The following is a 16,053-nucleotide window of genomic DNA, read 5'->3' as shown; positions in this document are numbered from 1 at the left end:
TTCTCATAAGCGCTTTTGTCGGCTTCGCCGGTCTCGCCCATGAATCGGGATTGACCATGGCCGAGACCGTTTTCATGACAGGCATCGTATGGGCGCTGCCGGGGCAGGTGGTGCTGGTCGGTTCCGTCCTGTCCGGCAGCTCGCTGGCGGCAACCGCCTTCGCCGTCGCCTTGTCGTCCATACGGCTGATGCCGATGGTGATGGCGCTAGTTCCGGAAATGCGCACACGGTCGACCCGCAACTGGGTGCTGCTCCTGCTTTCCCACTTTATCGCCGTGACGTCGTGGGTACTGGCGGCTGAACGGCTGCCTGACGTGCCGAGGGAGCGGCGCACCGCCTTCTACGGCGGCCTCGGCTCGACGCTGGTGCTGGTCAACATGGTCGTGGTGGTCGTCATCTATCTGGTGGCGCCGCATCTGCCGACAGCCGTTTCAGCCGGGCTGTTCCTGCTGACGCCAATCTATTTCATCACCTCGCTGTGGGGCTCGGCACGGGAACATGCCGCCTACTACGCCATGGGGCTCGGCGTGGCGTTCGGCCCGATCTTCCACATGATCGTGCCAGGCTTCGATCTCCTCGGCGCGGGGCTTGTGGGCGGTTTAGGCGGCTATGCGCTGCATCGCCTTTTCAGGCGAGAGGCGGCGCGATGACCTTTTCCTCGTATGAGGCATGGTGGTGGCCCTTCGCCTTCATTCTGGTCGGCGGCTGGCTGGCGACGGATAGCTGGCGCTATCTCGGCGTCGTCTTCGGCGGCCGGATGGCGGAGGATTCCGAACTGCTCGTGCTGGTCAGGGCTGTGGCGACCGCGCTCGTCGCCGGCGTTGTCGGCAATCTGATCTTCTTTCCAACCGGCGCGCTCGCCACGACACCGGTATGGATCCGCGTTGCGGCGGTCGCGGTCGGGTTTGCCGCCTATCTGGCTCTCGGACGGAAGATCATCGTCGGCATCGTCGTTGCCGAAGCTCTCTTTGCGGCGTTGCTTCTGGCGATATGAGCGCGGCGCCGCGATTGACCGACGCTGCCCCCGGGCATATCTGACCGTTACCCGCGCGGCCGGTGGCTATGAAGCGGGCATAAAATTCGGTTGCAAGCGTTTGATGCACGAAAAGAAAATAGCCATTGCACCCATGATGGACTGGACGGATCGGCATTGTCGGTTCTTCCATCGGCAATTGACGAGCCGGGCTGTCCTCTACACGGAAATGGTTGTGGCCGATGCCGTGATCCACGGCGATCGCGAACGTCTGCTCGGTTTTTCTGGAGCTGAACAGCCTGTGGCGCTCCAGCTCGGCGGCTCGGATCCGGCAAAACTCGCCGAGGCGGCCAGGATCGGCGCGGAATCCGGCTACACCGAAATCAACCTGAATGTCGGCTGCCCCTCGGATCGCGTCCAGTCCGGCACGTTCGGTGCGTGCCTGATGCGGACGCCCGAACTCGTCGGCGCCTGCGTCGAGGCGATGAAGGCGGCCGTGCCCATCCCCGTGACGGTGAAATGCCGGCTTGGCGTCGACGATCAGGATCCCGAAACGGCGCTCGACGAATTGACCGACGCGGTTTTAGCCACCGGCGCCGATGGGCTTTGGGTCCATGCGCGCAAGGCGTGGCTGGAAGGGTTGAGCCCGAAGGAGAACCGAGAGATCCCGCCGCTCGACTATGGCCGCGTCTATCGCTTGAAGGCGCGCTATCCCGATCGTTTCATCGGCATCAATGGCGGCATACGCACGGTCGCCGAGGCACGGGAACACCTCGCCCATACCGACGGGGTCATGTTCGGCCGTGCCGCCTATCACGAGCCGGGAATGCTTGCCGGTGTCGATGAAATCCTGGGGGAGCGGCCATCCGAACCGGTCGATCTCGCCTGTGTTGTCGAGACGATGGCTGACTATGCCGCGAGGCATATCGAACGGGGAGGGCGTCTCGCCCATGTCACGCGGCACATGACCGGCCTGTTCCACGGTTTGCCCGGCGCGCGACGCTATCGGCAGATCCTTTCGACCGATGCGACGCGCCCCGGCGCAGGGCCCGAAGTGCTTCTTGCCGCTTTTGACGCCGTCCGGCTGGCACCCGCAGAGGAAGCCGCCTGAGTCTTTATTTACGCATGCCTTTATCCCGAAACGGTTCTCCACTTTCGGGAGGACATGCCTTAGTCGTAGAGGGTCATCCGGTCGCCGCGCATGTCGAAGCCGGAGAGCGAGTTGATGAAATTCATGCCGAGCAGGCTTTCACCGAGGCTGCCGGGCGCCGCAACCAGCACGGCCATGTGCCGGCGCTTGATTGAGCCCACCGAAAGCTCGTCAACGGTTACGCTTGCTGCTTGCGCCAGGCCATTGGCGGTCATCACCGGCAGATTATAGTTGAGCTTCGAGATGTCGATGCCGGCACGGCTGGCCGCATCGGCGGTCAGCACGGTCCGTGTCGCGCCGGTATCGACGATCATGGATACGCCAGCGTCGTTGACATCGGCGCGCACGCCGAAATGGCCGTTGTCGAGCTTTTGTAGGGTCACCACATTGCGTCCGTTCCCGTCCACCGACGAGAGGGGGCTTCCCGGAATTAGCCCCGCGGTGACGCGATAGGCGACATCCTGCAGTTCATAACGATATTGGAACCCGGCGACGAGCACGAACACGACCGCGATCCATATCGCGACATCGCGCGCGGCATTTCCCATCAGGCGACGCGAGCCGACCACGCCGGCGGCGATCACCAGGCCCCAGAGCGCGAGATAGATGCCGTGGCCAAATTTTTCGTTGCCGATACCGAACGTCGATCCCGCATCGTTGTTGGTGACGAGGAGGACGAGGGCGACCCCGATGGCGCCCAGTATGAACCAGAGCAGCCGATTACGCATGATGTCACCCGACAGAACCTCTTTCGCGCGCCATGCGGGCGCGGCGCGTTTCACGGCGCGGGCGTCGTTCGACGGTTGCGAGACGGGCCGGCAGTTCCGCCATGATCTCGCGCCGTATCTCAGGCGTCATGGTCAACCAGGCGCCGATCTCATCGCGCGTGCGTCCGCAGCCGAAGCAATAGCCCGTTTTCATGTCAATTGAGCAAACGAGGATGCACGGAGATTCGATTGCGGTCATGGAAGTTCCTGTCGCCTTGAGTCACCACATGATATTCCAATCCGCGCTTTGCAAGTGCGCCGAAAGCGACAGCGCGTCACGGCCGAAACGGCTGACCGACGATTGCGGCCGGTGCCGGCTGCCGCTATGCCGCTTTCAGCCCTTTCCATCCTCTCCGGACGAAATCGAAATCCATGACCAGCGGCCTTCCTTTCGATGATTTTCGCACATTGCTCGCCGCGCCGCGTCCGATAGACCAAAAGGCGGCGGACCACGTTGTGCAGGATTTCCGCCGCTACGCCGGGAAGGGCGGTTCGCTCGGCTGCCTGGAGGAGCTTGCCGTCTGGCTGGCGGGATGGAGCGGCCGACCGCGCCCGATGATCCTTCGCCCGCTGCTTGCGATCTTTGCCGGCAGCCATGGCGTGGCGGCGCGCAACATTTCGGCCCTGCCGATCGGTGCAACGGCCGCTATGGTTGAACGGTGCAGTTCCGGCGCTGCGCCTGCCTGCCAGCTTTGCTCGACTTACGATCTCGGCCTGAAGGTGTTCGACCTCGCGCTCGACCTGCCGACCGGCGATATCGCGATAGAGTCGGCACTCGATGAAAAGGCGACCGCCGCGACCATGGCCTTCGGCATGGAGGCGATCGCGGGTGGCACCGACCTTCTCTGCCTCAGCGCTTTCGGCGTCGGCAATTCGACGGTTGCGGCTGCGATCTGCGCGGCTCTTTTCGGCGGGCGAGGGGCGGATTGGGTCGGAGACGAGCCAGGGGCGGACCGTTCAATAAGAGGGCGCAAGGCCGGAATGGTCGATGCCGCCCTTTCCGTTCATTCAGGACGCCTCGCCGATCCACTGGAAGTGCTGCGCCGCCTCGGCGGCCGCGAATTCGCCGCAATCGCCGGCGCAATTATCGCGGCGCGCTCAGAACATATTCCGGTGGTGCTGGACGGCTATCCCGCCGTTGCCGCCGCCGCCGTTCTCCATGCCGTGAATCCCGATGCCATCGGCCATTGTGTGCTTGCCGGGCTTTCGGCCGACGACGGACAGGCGAAGGCGGCAGCGCGGCTCGGCTTCAAGCCGTTGCTCGATCTCGACATCGGGGAAAGCGGCGTTGCGGCGGTGCTTGCCGCCGGGCTACTGAAGGCTGCATCGACCTGCTACGCTTCGGTTGCCGTCTCAGGCGTGCGCTGATAGTCAGCGGCGGGCGGCGCGCTTCGGTTCGGCCGTCGGCATGGCCGGCAGTTCTTCCATCACGCGCGATGCCGGGAAGACCGCCAGAGCCTCGGTCCCTTCGCGCAACTTCGAGATCAGTTCGAACTCGCCGCCATGCATGTGCATCATGCCCTGAACGATCGGCAGGCCGAGCCCGGTGCCTTGCTCGGCACTCTTGATGGCGATGGAGCCCTGGCCGAAGGCGGAAAGAACAACCGGTATCTCTTCCGGCGGAATACCGGGACCGTTGTCCTTGACGGAGACATACTGGCCGCCGCCGATGGTCCAGCCGACGCGTACGCGGATTTCGCCGTTGCTCGGCGTGAACTTCACCGCGTTGGAGAGAAGATTGAGTGCGATCTGCCTCAGCGCGCGCTCGTCGGCATAGAGCCTCGGCAGGTGTTCTTCATATTGCTGGACGATGCGGAGGCTCTTGTTATGCGCTTTCAGTTCCATCATCCTGCAGCAATCCTCGACGACATGCGCAAGCCTGAGCGGCTCCTCGTTCAGCGCATAGCGGCCCGCCTCGATACGGGAGAGGTCGAGGATCTCGTTGATGAGATCGAGCAGGTGCTGGCCTGAATCGTTGATGTCGCGCGCGTATTGCCGGTAGCTTTCGTTTTCGAGCGGCCCCAGCACTTCCTTCGCCATTACTTCCGAAAAGCCGAGGATCGCGTTGAGCGGCGTCCGCAATTCATGGCTCATCGAGGCAAGGAAACGCGATTTGGCGAGATTGGCTTCCTCCGCGCGACGCCTCGCCTCGTCGGACATGGATTTGGCGGTTTCGAGTTCCGCGATGAGCGCGTCCTTCTCCGAGCGGAAGGAAAGCAGCATGGTGGCGGTGCGGTTAAGATGGCTGGCGATATAGGAGAAAAAGGGCAGGGCGAGGAACAGCAGCCCCGCCATGATCGCCTCGACCGGATTGGAGAGGTTTGCGCCGAAGGCCAGATAGGCGGCGACCGGGAGCGCGAAGGTGACAACCAGTGCGTAACGGAGCGACGAGGCAATCAGCGCGGTGGCCGCGATTGCGATCAGGAGCACCACCGCCTTGATGACGGGGAACTGGTCGACGCGGCATTCCGTGCAGCCGAGCCAGGCGAGATAGGCCCAGCCCAGTCCGCTGAAAAAATGGCCGACAAGGAGGTTGCGCGACGCTGTCGCCGTCTCGATGGCCGAGGTCTCGGCCTGGTCGATGCGCCGGGCGGTGACCGCGAGCACGGCATAGAAGGTCACCGTACAAAAGGCCCAGATCAGGATTTCGCCGCTCATACCGGCGAAGAGGCCGGCGGCGGTGACGAGCAGCACCATCAGCGGAATGGCGGGTGCTCCGCCGACGATCGCATGGGCGTGCAGTTTCAGCAGTTCGCGGTCGAAGATGGGGTTGCCCGCTTGCTGGGACAGGCGCTCACGCGTGCGGCGCACCGCACGAGCCACATCGCTGTGGCGATGCGGTTTCCTGCGGTCGACGATGATCTTGTCCGCTGTTTGCGAGCGCTGCAGCACCGTTCCGTTCTTGCCGGTATGTCAAGCTTCGCAAACTACGGTTGAATGATTAAGAGACCCTTTTGGAAAGGGTCCAAACTCTATCCTTGCGATTGCGGTGGGCACCCCTGTAAGCAGGGAGGGGAAGGAAGGCAGCGATGAAGCTTTATGACGGAGGGCGCGCTCCCAATCCGCGCCGGGTGAGGGTGTTCCTGGCGGAGAAGGGCATCGAGGTGCCGCTCGTCCCGGTCGATATGGGAGCGCTCGGCCACCGTTCCGAGGAAGTCGCCAGCCGCAATCCGCTGAAGCGCCTGCCGGTGCTGGAACTGGATGACGGGACGATCATCACCGAGTCGGTCGCCATCTGCCGCTATTTCGAGGAACTTCATCCCGAACCGCCTCTCTTCGGCAAGGGCGTCCTGGGCAAGACGCTGGTGGAGATGTGGCAGCGGCGCATGGAACTGAACTTCATGTTCTGTGTCGCGCAAGCGTTCCGCCACATCCACCCTGCCATGAAGGATTGGGAGGTGCCGCAGATCCCGGAATGGGGAGAGGCGAACAAGCCGCGCACGCTCGAATTCCTTGCCCTGTTCGACCGCGAACTGGCGAGCCGCGAATTCGCCGCCGGCGACGAATATTCGATTGCCGATATCACCGGCCTGATCGGTGTCGATTTCATGAAGCCCGCGCGCATCGCCATGCCGCCGGAATTCACTAACGTCATCCGCTGGCACGCCGCACTTGCCGCGAGGCCTAGCGCGGAAGCCTGAGGCGCAAAAGTGTCTGAATCGCTCGACCGCCTGCTTCGCGAGATCGAAGCATGCCGGATTTGCCTGGAGCATCCGAAAAGGCCGCTCCCGCATGAACCGCGGCCGGTGCTCGTCGCTTCCGACAGCGCGAAGATCCTGGTCGCCAGCCAGGCGCCCGGCACACGTGTCCACGCAAGCGGGGTGCCTTTCGACGACCGCTCCGGTGACAGGCTGCGCGAATGGCTCGGGATGTCGAGGGAAGAATTCTACGATCCCTCGCGGCTGGCGATCGTGCCGATGGGCTTCTGCTTCCCCGGTCTCGACGCGCATGGCGGCGACCGTCCGCCGCGCGCCGAATGCGCCCCGGCATGGCGCGCGCGCCTTCTGGCGCTCATGCCGCAGGTGGAACTCGTCCTCGTCATCGGTCTTTATGCCCAGGCTTGGCATCTCGGCAAAGACAGGGGCGCGTCGGTCGATGCGACGGTACGCGACTGGCGGCGTATCTTCGAGAGGCCCGGCCTGCCGAAGTGCCTGCCGCTTCCGCATCCGTCCTGGCGCAACACGGGTTGGCTGAAGCGGAATCCGTGGTTCGAGCGCGAGGTTCTGCCGGTCTTGCGGGCAGAGGTGTCGCGCCTTGCTGGGTAGGGAATATAGATGAAAAAATTTTATCTGATGGGCAATATCCGGTAGATATTTGTTGAAGTCTCGGAGAGATGGGCTAAAGGCAGCAATAAATTTCTACAAGGAGCCTGTTCAATGGACCGTCTCGACCGCAAGATCCTGCGCCTCCTGCAGGAAAACGCGACGCTTGCCGTTGCCGATATCGCCAAAAAGGTGGGGCTTTCCACCACGCCCTGCTGGCGCCGCATCCAGAAACTTGAGGAGGAGGGCGTCATCCGCCGCCGGGTCGCGCTGCTCGATCCCGTAAAGATCAATGCCCGCGTCACCGCCTTTGTCTCCATCCGCACCGGCTCGCATTCGCACGAATGGCTGCGCCGCTTTTCCGAGGTGGTGCAGGAGTTCCCCGAGGTCGTCGAATTCTACCGCATGAGCGGCGATGTCGACTATCTCCTGCGCGTCGTGGTGCCGGATATCGCCGCCTACGACTCCTTCTACAAGCGGCTGATTTCGAAGATCGATATCCGCGACGTCTCCTCGGCATTCGCCATGGAGCAGATCAAATACACGACCGAGTTGCCGCTCGACTATCTGATGCTGGAGAAGGAGGCTAGCGCATCCGCCGCATAGCCTCCCGGTCTTGCCGTGGGCGGCGCGGTGGCCGCCGCCTGCCTACCGCTCCAGCCGCGCGAGCAGCGACGAGGTGTCCCAGCGCCGGCCGCCCATCTCCTGGACGTCCTTGTAGAACTGGTCGACGAGCGCGGTCACCGGCAGGCGCGCGCCGTTGCGGTCGGCTTCCGAGAGGCAGATGCCAAGGTCCTTGCGCATCCAGTCGACCGCAAAGCCGTAATCGTACTTGCCGGTGTTCATGGTCTTGTGGCGGTTTTCCATCTGCCACGAACCAGCAGCGCCCTTGGAGATGACGTCGACGACCTTTTCGATATCGAGCCCGGCCTTCTTGCCGAAATGGATGCCTTCGGCGAGGCCCTGGACAAGGCCGGCGATGCAGATCTGGTTGATCATCTTGGTAAGCTGGCCCGCGCCCGCCGGTCCCATGAGGCCGATCATGCGCGCGTAGGCATCGATCACCGGCCGTGTCTTGTCGAAAGTATCCTTGTCGCCGCCGACCATGACGGTGAGGACACCGTTCTCGGCGCCCGCCTGGCCGCCGGACACCGGCGCATCCAGAAAGCCGAAGCCGCCTTTTTCCGCCGCCGCCGCCAGTTCGCGCGCGATCGCGGCCGATGCGGTGGTGTTGTCGATGAAGACGGAACCCTTCTTCATCGACTGGAATGCACCGTCGGGGCCAAGCGTGACGGAGCGCAGATCGTCGTCATTGCCGACGCAGGAGAAGACGAAATCCTGGTCCTTCGCCGCCTCTTTCGGCGTCGATGCGCTTTTGCCGCCATGCTCGGCGACCCACTTTTTCGCGCGTGCGGCGGTGCGGTTATAGACGGTGATCTCGTGGCCGCCCTTGTTCTTCAGGTGCGCGGCCATCGGATAGCCCATCACGCCAAGACCCAGAAACGCAACTTTCGCCATTCTCTCATTTCCTCATTCCAATAGTGACAGATACAAATCCTGCGGCGCCGCTGCCGCGCGATGCCGCGCTCAGTCGCCGTAAATATCGAAATCGAAATATTTGTCGTTGATCCTCTTATACGTTCCGTTGGTGCGGATGGCGGCGATCGCCGCGTTGAACCTGTTGACCAGATCGGTGTCGCCCTTGCGCACCGCGATGCCGGCGCCCTGGCCATGCAACCCGGGGTCGGGCTTGATCATGCCCAGTAGACGGCAGCACTGGCCGGCATCGGTCTTCAGCCATGTGTCGAGCACGATCCGGCCGTCCATCGCCGCGTCGAGTTGGCCTTCCGCAAGGTCGTGCTCGTAGCCCGCAATCGTCGGGTAGGTACGGATATCGCTCTGCTTGTATTTCGCCCTGGCGTATCTGGAATGAATGGTCGATCCCCTGACACCGAGCGTCCGGCCTGTCATATCCTCCGGCGCCACGCCGGCGAGCGTCGAATCCTTCCGTACCACGATTGCCGGCGTCGTCCGGTAATAGGCATGGGTGAAGTCGACCTTCTTTTTGTGTTCGTCGGTGATTGCCATCGATGAAACGATGGCATCGAACCGGCCGGACTGAAGGGCAGGAATGATGCCTTGCCAGTCCTGCGTCACGAAGGTGCAGTCAGCCCCCATCTCCGCGCACAGCGCCTTGGCGATGTCGATGTCGAAGCCGACGAGGCTGCCGTCCGGGCCGACGCTGTTGAAGGGCGGATAGGCGCCTTCCGTGCCGATCGTAAGCTTCAGCTCGGGCGTGGCGGCACTTACCGCGGACGTGAGGGCCGCGATAGCGGCAGCCACCAGACATATGTCTCTGAGGATTCTCATATACGTCCTTTTGAACGCTGCATCGGCACTGGCCGCTCAGGCCGCACCCGGCTAGCGGCGTCACGGTGCGACGGGCGCGGATATTCCCATCGGCTTCGGTGAAAATGCAACCGTAAATCCCTGCATCGAAACGGATTCATGATGCATGGCGGCTCCGCTCATTTGAGCCCAGTCTCCCGTTCGATTAAATCCGCGATCCCGGCGATATCGTGGAGATCGAAAACAGGCACGGTCTCTCCGGGCACAGGATGATCCGCCGCGATCGCCGCGATGTTGGGATCGGTCGCAGTAAGCGGGCTTCTGTCCTTCGCCTCCAGCCGACGGGTCTCGATCTTGCGGTGCGAACCGCGCTTGTAACCCTCGATCAGGACGAGGTCCGCGGGCGAAAGGCGGGAAAGCACGTCTTCGAGCGTCGGTTCTCCTTCCTCTCCCAATTCGTGCATCAGTGCCCAGCGGCGTCCCGAGACGATCGCCACCTCCTTCGCGCCGGCCTTACGATGCCGGAAGGAATCGGTCCCTTCCTTGTCGATGTCGAAATCGTGATGCGCGTGCTTGACGGTCGCCACACGCCAGCCGCGCCCTGTCAATTCGCGCACCAGCGCCTCGACCAGCGTCGTCTTGCCGGAATTCTTCCAGCCGGTGACGCCGAATACGCGCATTGTCATCTCATATTTCCCCTGCCGGCAACTGTTCCGTCTCTTCCATATCCGCCGGTGTGTCGATGTTGAAGAAGGGATCGAGACCGCGCCCGCCGATGTCGGTGGGACCGAAACGAGCCGAACGCCGAAGTCGGGGCTTCCAACTCGGCGAGAGGTGGGTTCGTCATGGTCGTCATACATCCTTCATCGCGTTCGGTTCGCAATACGACGGTTGCCGGCAAACGTCACCCGTTCGGCATAAGCCGGAAGGCTCTCTGCCGCCCGCTTGCGGCAATGCGGGCGAGCGCGTAGCTTGTATTGCCGATTAAAGACAATTGAATTGATGGCCTATCGCCTGCCACCGCTCAACTCGCTTCGCGCTTTCGAGGTCGCGGCGCGGCATATGAGCTTCCAGAAGGCCGCCGAGGAACTCAACGTCACGCCGTCGGCGCTTTCCTACCAGATCAGGCAGCTCGAGGATTTTTTACAGGTTCCGCTCTTCGTGCGCCTGAACCGGGCGGTCAGGCTGACCGATGCGGGCGAGCGCATCGCGCCCGGCGTCCATGACGCCTTCGAGCGCCTCGCCGAGGCCATGGGGCGCCTGAAGGGGCCGGCGCCGGCCAACGTGCTCACCGTATCCACCGGGCCGGCCTTCGCCGCCAAATGGTTGTCGCCAAGACTGCACAAGTTTCTTGAGCGCTACCCGGAGATCGATATCCGTATCTCCGCCAACCTCAAGCTGACCGATTTTCGTTCGGACGAGGTCGATCTGTCCATCCGGTTCGGCGGCGGCAACTATCCCGGCCTCCACGTGGAAAGGCTTGCCGACGAGCATGTCCTGCCGCTCATCAGCCCGCGCCTTCTGGAGCAGTTGGGCGGTCACCTGCGGCCGGAGGATCTGGGCCGTGTCGCGCTGCTTCACGACGATTCGGCAAACTTCATCATCAACGCTGTGAGTTGGGCCGACTGGCTTCGGCGCGCGCGCGTTACCAACGTCGATCCCACGCGGGGGCCGCGCTTCTCTCATGCCGACCATGCGCTCGAAGCAGCGCTCGACGGCGCCGGCATCGTGCTCGGACGGCTGACGCTGTCGATGCGCGACATCGCGTCGGGTCGGCTCGTCGCGCCTTTCGACCTGATGGTGCCGGCCCAGGCCGGCTTCTATTTCTGCTGCCTTCCCGAACGGCTGGCCGAACCCAAGATCCGGGCCTTCCGCGATTTCCTCTTCTCGGAAATCGCGGCCGAACGCGTCATCCTCGACGATTTCAGGCAGGCCAAGCGCAGCGCCTGAAGAAGCATCCCCGCACGGCACCGTCATCCCGATGTAATGCAAACGGCTTATGCGGCGGTCAGTTGGCTGGGCCGGTCGACCGATTGTGGTGCGACCGAGATGCAACACCGGCCTGAAAGAAACCGGTCGTTAATACAACTTCACTAAAAATTAATTCGTGTAATTTGAGTTCATGATAGCGTCCATCAAGGCTTGGGGACGGGAATGTGGTGATTCGGACGCTCAGAGCGGAACTGCATCGGATGCGATCAAAGGGTGGACGGCTATTTGCCTTCGGCGAGAAGTCCGACGCTACTCCTGTATCCTCGATGCGGACGTTCTGGGGGTTGATGCGGGCCTACTGGTTCTCCGACCACTGGAGGGAAGCGTGGACCCTTACCCTGTTCATCGCGGTCCTGACGGCGCTGGTGAGCAAGGCAAGCGTCTGGATCGCCGAATCCTCCGGTGAACTCGTCAACGCCATCGCCTTCTTTCACGACAGGAACAACAGTTCGCCGCTGACCGCGGTCCTTTCCAGTGCGGGCATGCTGCTTCTTCTGGTCGTGATCAAGGATGCCGGTTTCAACGGGGTGCGCGGCTATATTTCCGCGACGCTTCATCGACGCTGGCGCGGCTGGCTCAACGGCCGCTTCAACGAAGCGCTCCTGAGCGACAGCCACACGCATTTCCATGTCCAGCACGGGACGGGCGACGACGACAAGGCGCCGGACAATATCGATCAGCGCGTTCAGGAATCGATCAAGGGTATGACCGGTGGCGCGATCGGCCTCGCCATGGGCGTATTGAGCGTGCTGACGTCGCTGTTCTTCGTCGGCCAGCGCCTGCTCGAAACATCCGCGCCCGTGCACGGGCTCGAATTCCTCGGCATGTATGGCAGCGCAGTCCTCGCCTTCGCCGCCGTCGCCATCTATGTCCCGCTCAACACCTATGTCGCCGTCAGGCTCGGCCGTATCCTCGAATTCATCAACATCGCCATGCAGCAGGCCGAAGGCAGCTATCGCGGCGAGTTGACGACGCTCTTCCGGCGCAGCTTCCAGGTGGCGGCTTCCTGCGGCGAGAAGGTGCAGAAGACGATGCACGACCGGCTCTATGTCGATATCGATCGCAACTGGGCCAAACTCAACAAGGTCAGCGCGGTCTATACCTCCTTCCAGCACGTCTACGACTTTTTCGCCGCGCGCATGGTGGCCTATGCTCCGGGGCTCATCCCGTACATCAACGAGAAGATCAGCCTGCGCTCCTACATCACCGGCGCCGAACTGGTTAATTCGCTGATTTCCCAATGCTCCTGGTTCATCCACGTCATGCCCGCCATCGCCACGCTGCGGGCCAATAGCAGGCGCGTGACGGATCTGGCCGAAGCGATCGAGAAGGTCCGCCATCCTGCCGAGTTCTATCGATCGACGGGGCTTTCGGATTTCCACTACGGCCGCCAGAACGCCCGCTTCGGGCTTACCGTCCGCAAGCTCGAACTCATGCACAAGGGCGACGAGGTAGCGCCGTTCCTGACGGCCACCGGCCTTCGCTTCAAGCCGGGCGAATGGACCTTCATCAAGGGCGATTCGGGTTGCGGCAAGACGAGCCTGCTAAAGGCGCTGAACGGGCTTTGGGCCTACGGGCGAGGGGATATCGTCTACCCGCAGGGCGTCGGCGCCTTCTATGCGTCACAGGACATCAAGCTGCAGGCATTGTCGCTGAAGCAACTCGTCTGCCTGCCGGACGACGACGAACTGTTTTCCGACGCACGCGTCGCAGCCGCGCTCCACAAGGCGGGGATCGGCGACTTCATCGAATTCCTCAGCGACGAGACGTGCGCCGGCAAGCCGTGGGACCAGGTCCTCTCAGGCGGCCAGAAGCAGAAACTGATGCTGGCGCGCATATTGCTGCACAAGCCGGGCCTCCTTTTCCTCGATGAAGCGACCGGCGCGCTCGACCCGGAGGCGCGCATCGCCTTCCATCAGGCGATCAAGGACAATTGCGCCGAGGCGACCGTCATCAGCGTCATGCACGAAAGCGAGCCGCCGCGCTCGCATGGCGGGGTGGAGTTCTACGACAGCGTGCTCCACATCCAGGACGGCACCGCCGTCAAGGCCGGATGGGAAGTGTTCTGGCCGCAGCAGCAGAGCCCGAACCGCGCCGTCGCGCCGGTGCATTGAGACGCGTCGGCCTGAAGGCGCAGCCTGCTCCGAAGAGACATAATGGAGGCTTATTCCAGACCGGCCGCCTTGCGTAGTGCGCTGTTCATGCGCGTTTGCCAGCCTGTGCCGCCGGCCTTGAAGCGTTCGAGCACATCCTCGTCAACGCGCAACTGAATGCGCTGTTTCGGATGGTCGAGCGGCGGCCGGCCGCGCCCACGGCGGGCAATGAGATCATCGGCCGGCGGGTTGTCAGGGTCCGCGTTTGCATCGGCCGTAATCGCCGCGTCCTCTTCCCCGCTCATTTCCGCGAGTGCCTGAAGCGCCTTTCGCCGCGCTTCGTTCCAGTCAGGTCTTTTCGACATATCGCCTGATCTCCCGCTTGTTGGCCTTGCGTAGCGAAATCACGTGGCAGGTACCGCCGCGCATCGTAAAGACGAGGATGTGAAGACGCGGACCGATAAAGCCTGCTGCGACTTCCCTGACCTCGCCATAATCCTTCCGATCATCGACGGCTGAAACCGCCGTTCCAAAATCGAAAGCCTTCGCCCCATGGATCAGATCGATGCCGCGTGCGGTAAGATTGCGAGCGTTCTTGACCGGATCGGCAGTGAAGTGGTGGGGCGCTTTCACGAGGTTTTGTACCCCTATCTAACCGCCTGCACAACAATTTATGTATGTACAGAAATAGGGATTGCGAGGGCCAACGGCGTAAATTCAATTCGCCGCGGGGGAAATGCCGATCAAGCGTGACGCTGTGCCTAGCCGCCGGTGACGCTCATGTGGCGGGCTACTGCGGGGCGGTGCGTATTACGGTCGATGACGAAATCGTGGCCCTTCGGCTTGCGTCCGATCGCCTCGTCGATCGCCCGGGAGAGAAGTTCGTTCCCCTCCGATTGGCGAAGCGGCGTCCTCAGGTCTGCGGCGTCATCCTGGCCGAGGCACATATAAAGGGTTCCCGTACAGGTCAGCCGCACCCGATTGCAGCTTTCGCAGAAATTATGGGTCATCGGTGTGATGAAGCCGAGCCGACCGCCCGTCTCCTTCACCTCGACATAGCGGGCCGGCCCGCCGGTCTTGTAGGGAATGTCGGTGAGCGTGAACCGGCGCTCGAGTTCGGCGCGCAGCAAGGAGAGCGGCAGGTATTGATCGGTGCGGTCGGCGTCGATCTCGCCCATCGGCATGGTCTCGATGACAGTCAAGTCCATGCCGCGTCCGTGCGCCCAGCGCATGAGTTCCGGCAATTCAGCATCGTTGAAGCCCTTGAGAGCGACCGCGTTAAGCTTGATCCTGAGGCCGGCACGGTCCGCGGCCTCGATGCCCTGCATGACCTTGTCTAGATTGCCCCAGCGCGTGACGGCATGAAACTTCGTCGGGTCGAGCGTATCGAGCGAGACATTGATCCGCTTTACCCCACAGCCGGCGAGTTCGTCGGCGAAGCGTGACAGTTGCGAGCCGTTGGTGGTCAGCGTCAATTCGTCCAGCGCGCCGTTTCCGAGGTGCCGGGAAAGCGAGCGCACCAGATGCATCACGTTCTTGCGCACAAGCGGCTCGCCGCCGGTCAGCCTCAGCTTCCTTACGCCCTTCTCGATGAAGACCGTGCAAAGGCGGTCGAGTTCTTCCAGCGAAAGCAGATCCCGCTTCGGCAGGAAGGTCATATCCTCCGCCATGCAATAGGTGCAGCGGAAATCGCAGCGGTCGGTCACGGAGACGCGCAGATAGCTGATGGCGCGCCCGAAGGGATCGATCATGCCGCTCGTGTCGAAACTCATATCCTGCCCCGGTTCTTCACCGACCCGACCGACTTACCATCAGGCCCCATTCCGTTAGGCCCAATTTTGGGGAATGTCGGGCTTCGCCGGAACGGTTTCAAGCCGTACGAAGGTCATGGCCTAGCACCATGTCGGCTGGAAAGGCAACTCGGGCCGTTTATGCCAGAGGATTCGATTACCGCGCCTATTTGGTCGGTACCGCTTCGATCGGCAGGCCGGCCGCCCGCCAGGCGCCGAAGCCGCCTTCTATGTGCTTGACGGGCGTCAGCCCCATGTCCTGGACGGCCTTTGTGGCGAGCGCGGAGCGCAGGCCGCCGGCGCAGAAAAAGATGAAGGTCTTGCCGGAGGAGAATACCTCCTTGTGGTAGGGGCTATCGGGATCGACCCAGAATTCGAGCATGCCGCGCGGCGCATGGATCGCGCCGGGGATCTTGCCTTCTCGCTGCAATTCCCTGACATCGCGTATGTCGACAAGAAGGACGTCGTCGCTCTTGGCGAGGTCGGCCGCTTCGGCGGGCGTTACCGCTTCGATCTCGGCGTTGGCTTCATCGACCAGCGCCTTGGAGCCTTTCTTCATCGTGGGCATATGCGATCCTTTCATTTCGGTTGGCAAAGGATTGCCTGCCTTGATCGCCGAAACAAGGACCATCCTTTCGTTTGTTGGACGGGAACCGCGAAATGCCGCGGGCGGCGTC

At 62.6% G+C, this 16,053-nt stretch carries 19 protein-coding genes; 9 read left to right on the top strand and 10 right to left on the bottom strand.

Features of this window, described 5'->3' with window-relative positions; translation table 11 throughout:
* Nucleotides 1-56: 56 nt before the first annotated feature.
* From RBH77_RS17485 to dusA, 3 genes are all read left to right on the top strand, one after another.
* On the top strand, nt 57-650 hold the full coding sequence (locus RBH77_RS17485) for an AzlC family ABC transporter permease (RefSeq protein ID WP_311028856.1): 594 nt from the start codon (nt 57-59) through the stop codon (nt 648-650).
* Nucleotides 647-994: an AzlD domain-containing protein gene (locus RBH77_RS17480; RefSeq protein ID WP_311028855.1), complete on the top strand. Its 348-nt coding sequence runs from the start codon at nt 647-649 to the stop codon at nt 992-994. Before RBH77_RS17485 ends, RBH77_RS17480 begins: the two co-directional genes overlap by 4 nt.
* 103 nt (nt 995-1,097) lie before the next feature.
* Nucleotides 1,098-2,084: a tRNA dihydrouridine(20/20a) synthase DusA gene (gene dusA, locus RBH77_RS17475; RefSeq protein ID WP_311028854.1), complete on the top strand. Its 987-nt coding sequence runs from the start codon at nt 1,098-1,100 to the stop codon at nt 2,082-2,084.
* A 59-nt stretch (nt 2,085-2,143) separates the two neighbouring features.
* Here the strand turns inward: dusA and RBH77_RS17470 are convergent, their stop codons facing one another.
* On the bottom strand, nt 2,144-2,851 hold the full coding sequence (locus RBH77_RS17470; RefSeq protein ID WP_311028853.1) for a TIGR02281 family clan AA aspartic protease: 708 nt from the start codon (nt 2,849-2,851) through the stop codon (nt 2,144-2,146).
* Nucleotides 2,852-2,855: 4 nt separating this feature from the next.
* A complete protein-coding gene (locus tag RBH77_RS17465; RefSeq protein WP_311028852.1) occupies nt 2,856-3,089 on the bottom strand; it encodes a DUF1289 domain-containing protein in 234 nt (77 codons plus the stop codon).
* A gap of 173 nt (nt 3,090-3,262) precedes the next feature.
* Here RBH77_RS17465 and RBH77_RS17460 point away from each other — a divergent pair, with 173 nt between their 5' ends.
* Nucleotides 3,263-4,258 carry a nicotinate-nucleotide--dimethylbenzimidazole phosphoribosyltransferase gene (locus RBH77_RS17460; protein WP_311028851.1) on the top strand — a complete coding sequence of 332 codons (996 nt, stop codon included), beginning with the start codon at nt 3,263-3,265 and terminating at the stop codon, nt 4,256-4,258.
* Nucleotides 4,259-4,261: 3 nt separating this feature from the next.
* On the opposite strand, the gene RBH77_RS17455 is transcribed toward RBH77_RS17460, so the two are convergent.
* Nucleotides 4,262-5,782 (bottom strand): sensor histidine kinase, encoded by a 1,521-nt coding sequence (locus tag RBH77_RS17455; protein ID WP_311028850.1) that lies wholly within the window; start codon nt 5,780-5,782, stop codon nt 4,262-4,264.
* Between the two features lie 137 nt (nt 5,783-5,919).
* Here RBH77_RS17455 and RBH77_RS17450 point away from each other — a divergent pair, with 137 nt between their 5' ends.
* The 3 genes from RBH77_RS17450 (at nt 5,920) to RBH77_RS17440 (ending at nt 7,758) form a co-directional block, all read left to right on the top strand.
* The gene (locus RBH77_RS17450; RefSeq protein ID WP_311028849.1) at nt 5,920-6,531 is read left to right on the top strand and encodes a glutathione S-transferase; all 612 of its coding nucleotides are present in this window, start codon (nt 5,920-5,922) and stop codon (nt 6,529-6,531) included.
* 9 nt (nt 6,532-6,540) lie between these two features.
* A complete protein-coding gene (locus RBH77_RS17445) occupies nt 6,541-7,155 on the top strand; it encodes a uracil-DNA glycosylase family protein (RefSeq protein ID WP_311028848.1) in 615 nt (204 codons plus the stop codon).
* 111 nt (nt 7,156-7,266) lie between these two features.
* Nucleotides 7,267-7,758 carry an Lrp/AsnC family transcriptional regulator gene (locus RBH77_RS17440; RefSeq protein WP_311028847.1) on the top strand — a complete coding sequence of 164 codons (492 nt, stop codon included), beginning with the start codon at nt 7,267-7,269 and terminating at the stop codon, nt 7,756-7,758.
* A 42-nt stretch (nt 7,759-7,800) separates the two neighbouring features.
* Here the strand turns inward: RBH77_RS17440 and RBH77_RS17435 are convergent, their stop codons facing one another.
* From RBH77_RS17435 to mobB, 3 genes are all read right to left on the bottom strand, one after another.
* Nucleotides 7,801-8,670, bottom strand: coding sequence for an NAD(P)-dependent oxidoreductase (locus tag RBH77_RS17435; protein WP_311028846.1), 870 nt, complete (start codon nt 8,668-8,670; stop codon nt 7,801-7,803).
* 69 nt (nt 8,671-8,739) lie between these two features.
* Nucleotides 8,740-9,522, bottom strand: a complete 783-nt coding sequence (locus RBH77_RS17430; RefSeq protein ID WP_311028845.1) for a transporter substrate-binding domain-containing protein — start codon at nt 9,520-9,522, stop codon at nt 8,740-8,742.
* 158 nt (nt 9,523-9,680) lie between these two features.
* Nucleotides 9,681-10,187, bottom strand: a complete 507-nt coding sequence (gene mobB, locus RBH77_RS17425) for a molybdopterin-guanine dinucleotide biosynthesis protein B (RefSeq protein ID WP_311028844.1) — start codon at nt 10,185-10,187, stop codon at nt 9,681-9,683.
* Nucleotides 10,188-10,503: 316 nt separating this feature from the next.
* Between mobB and RBH77_RS17420 the strand changes: the two genes are divergently transcribed.
* Complete coding sequence (locus tag RBH77_RS17420) at nt 10,504-11,451, top strand: transcriptional regulator GcvA (RefSeq protein WP_311028843.1); 948 nt, start codon at nt 10,504-10,506, stop codon at nt 11,449-11,451.
* A gap of 308 nt (nt 11,452-11,759) precedes the next feature.
* The gene (locus RBH77_RS17415) at nt 11,760-13,607 is read left to right on the top strand and encodes an ABC transporter ATP-binding protein/permease (RefSeq protein ID WP_311032588.1); all 1,848 of its coding nucleotides are present in this window, start codon (nt 11,760-11,762) and stop codon (nt 13,605-13,607) included.
* Nucleotides 13,608-13,657: 50 nt separating this feature from the next.
* Here RBH77_RS17415 and RBH77_RS17410 read toward each other — a convergent pair whose 3' ends face one another.
* The 4 genes from RBH77_RS17410 to RBH77_RS17395 form a co-directional block, all read right to left on the bottom strand.
* Entirely contained in the window at nt 13,658-13,951 is a 294-nt protein-coding gene (locus RBH77_RS17410) for a BrnA antitoxin family protein (RefSeq protein ID WP_311028842.1), read from the bottom strand.
* Complete coding sequence (locus RBH77_RS17405; RefSeq protein ID WP_311028841.1) at nt 13,935-14,219, bottom strand: BrnT family toxin; 285 nt, start codon at nt 14,217-14,219, stop codon at nt 13,935-13,937. Before RBH77_RS17405 ends, RBH77_RS17410 begins: the two co-directional genes overlap by 17 nt.
* A gap of 128 nt (nt 14,220-14,347) precedes the next feature.
* Complete coding sequence (gene moaA / locus RBH77_RS17400; protein WP_311028840.1) at nt 14,348-15,358, bottom strand: GTP 3',8-cyclase MoaA; 1,011 nt, start codon at nt 15,356-15,358, stop codon at nt 14,348-14,350.
* A gap of 184 nt (nt 15,359-15,542) precedes the next feature.
* Nucleotides 15,543-15,935, bottom strand: coding sequence for a rhodanese-like domain-containing protein (locus tag RBH77_RS17395; protein WP_371832881.1), 393 nt, complete (start codon nt 15,933-15,935; stop codon nt 15,543-15,545).
* Between the last annotated feature and the right edge of the window lie 118 nt (nt 15,936-16,053).

The organism is Mesorhizobium koreense (genome assembly GCF_031656215.1).
In the GTDB taxonomy this organism is placed as follows: Bacteria; Pseudomonadota; Alphaproteobacteria; order Rhizobiales; family Rhizobiaceae; genus Mesorhizobium_L; species Mesorhizobium_L koreense.
This window is presented reverse-complemented; position numbering and strand designations above follow the sequence as displayed.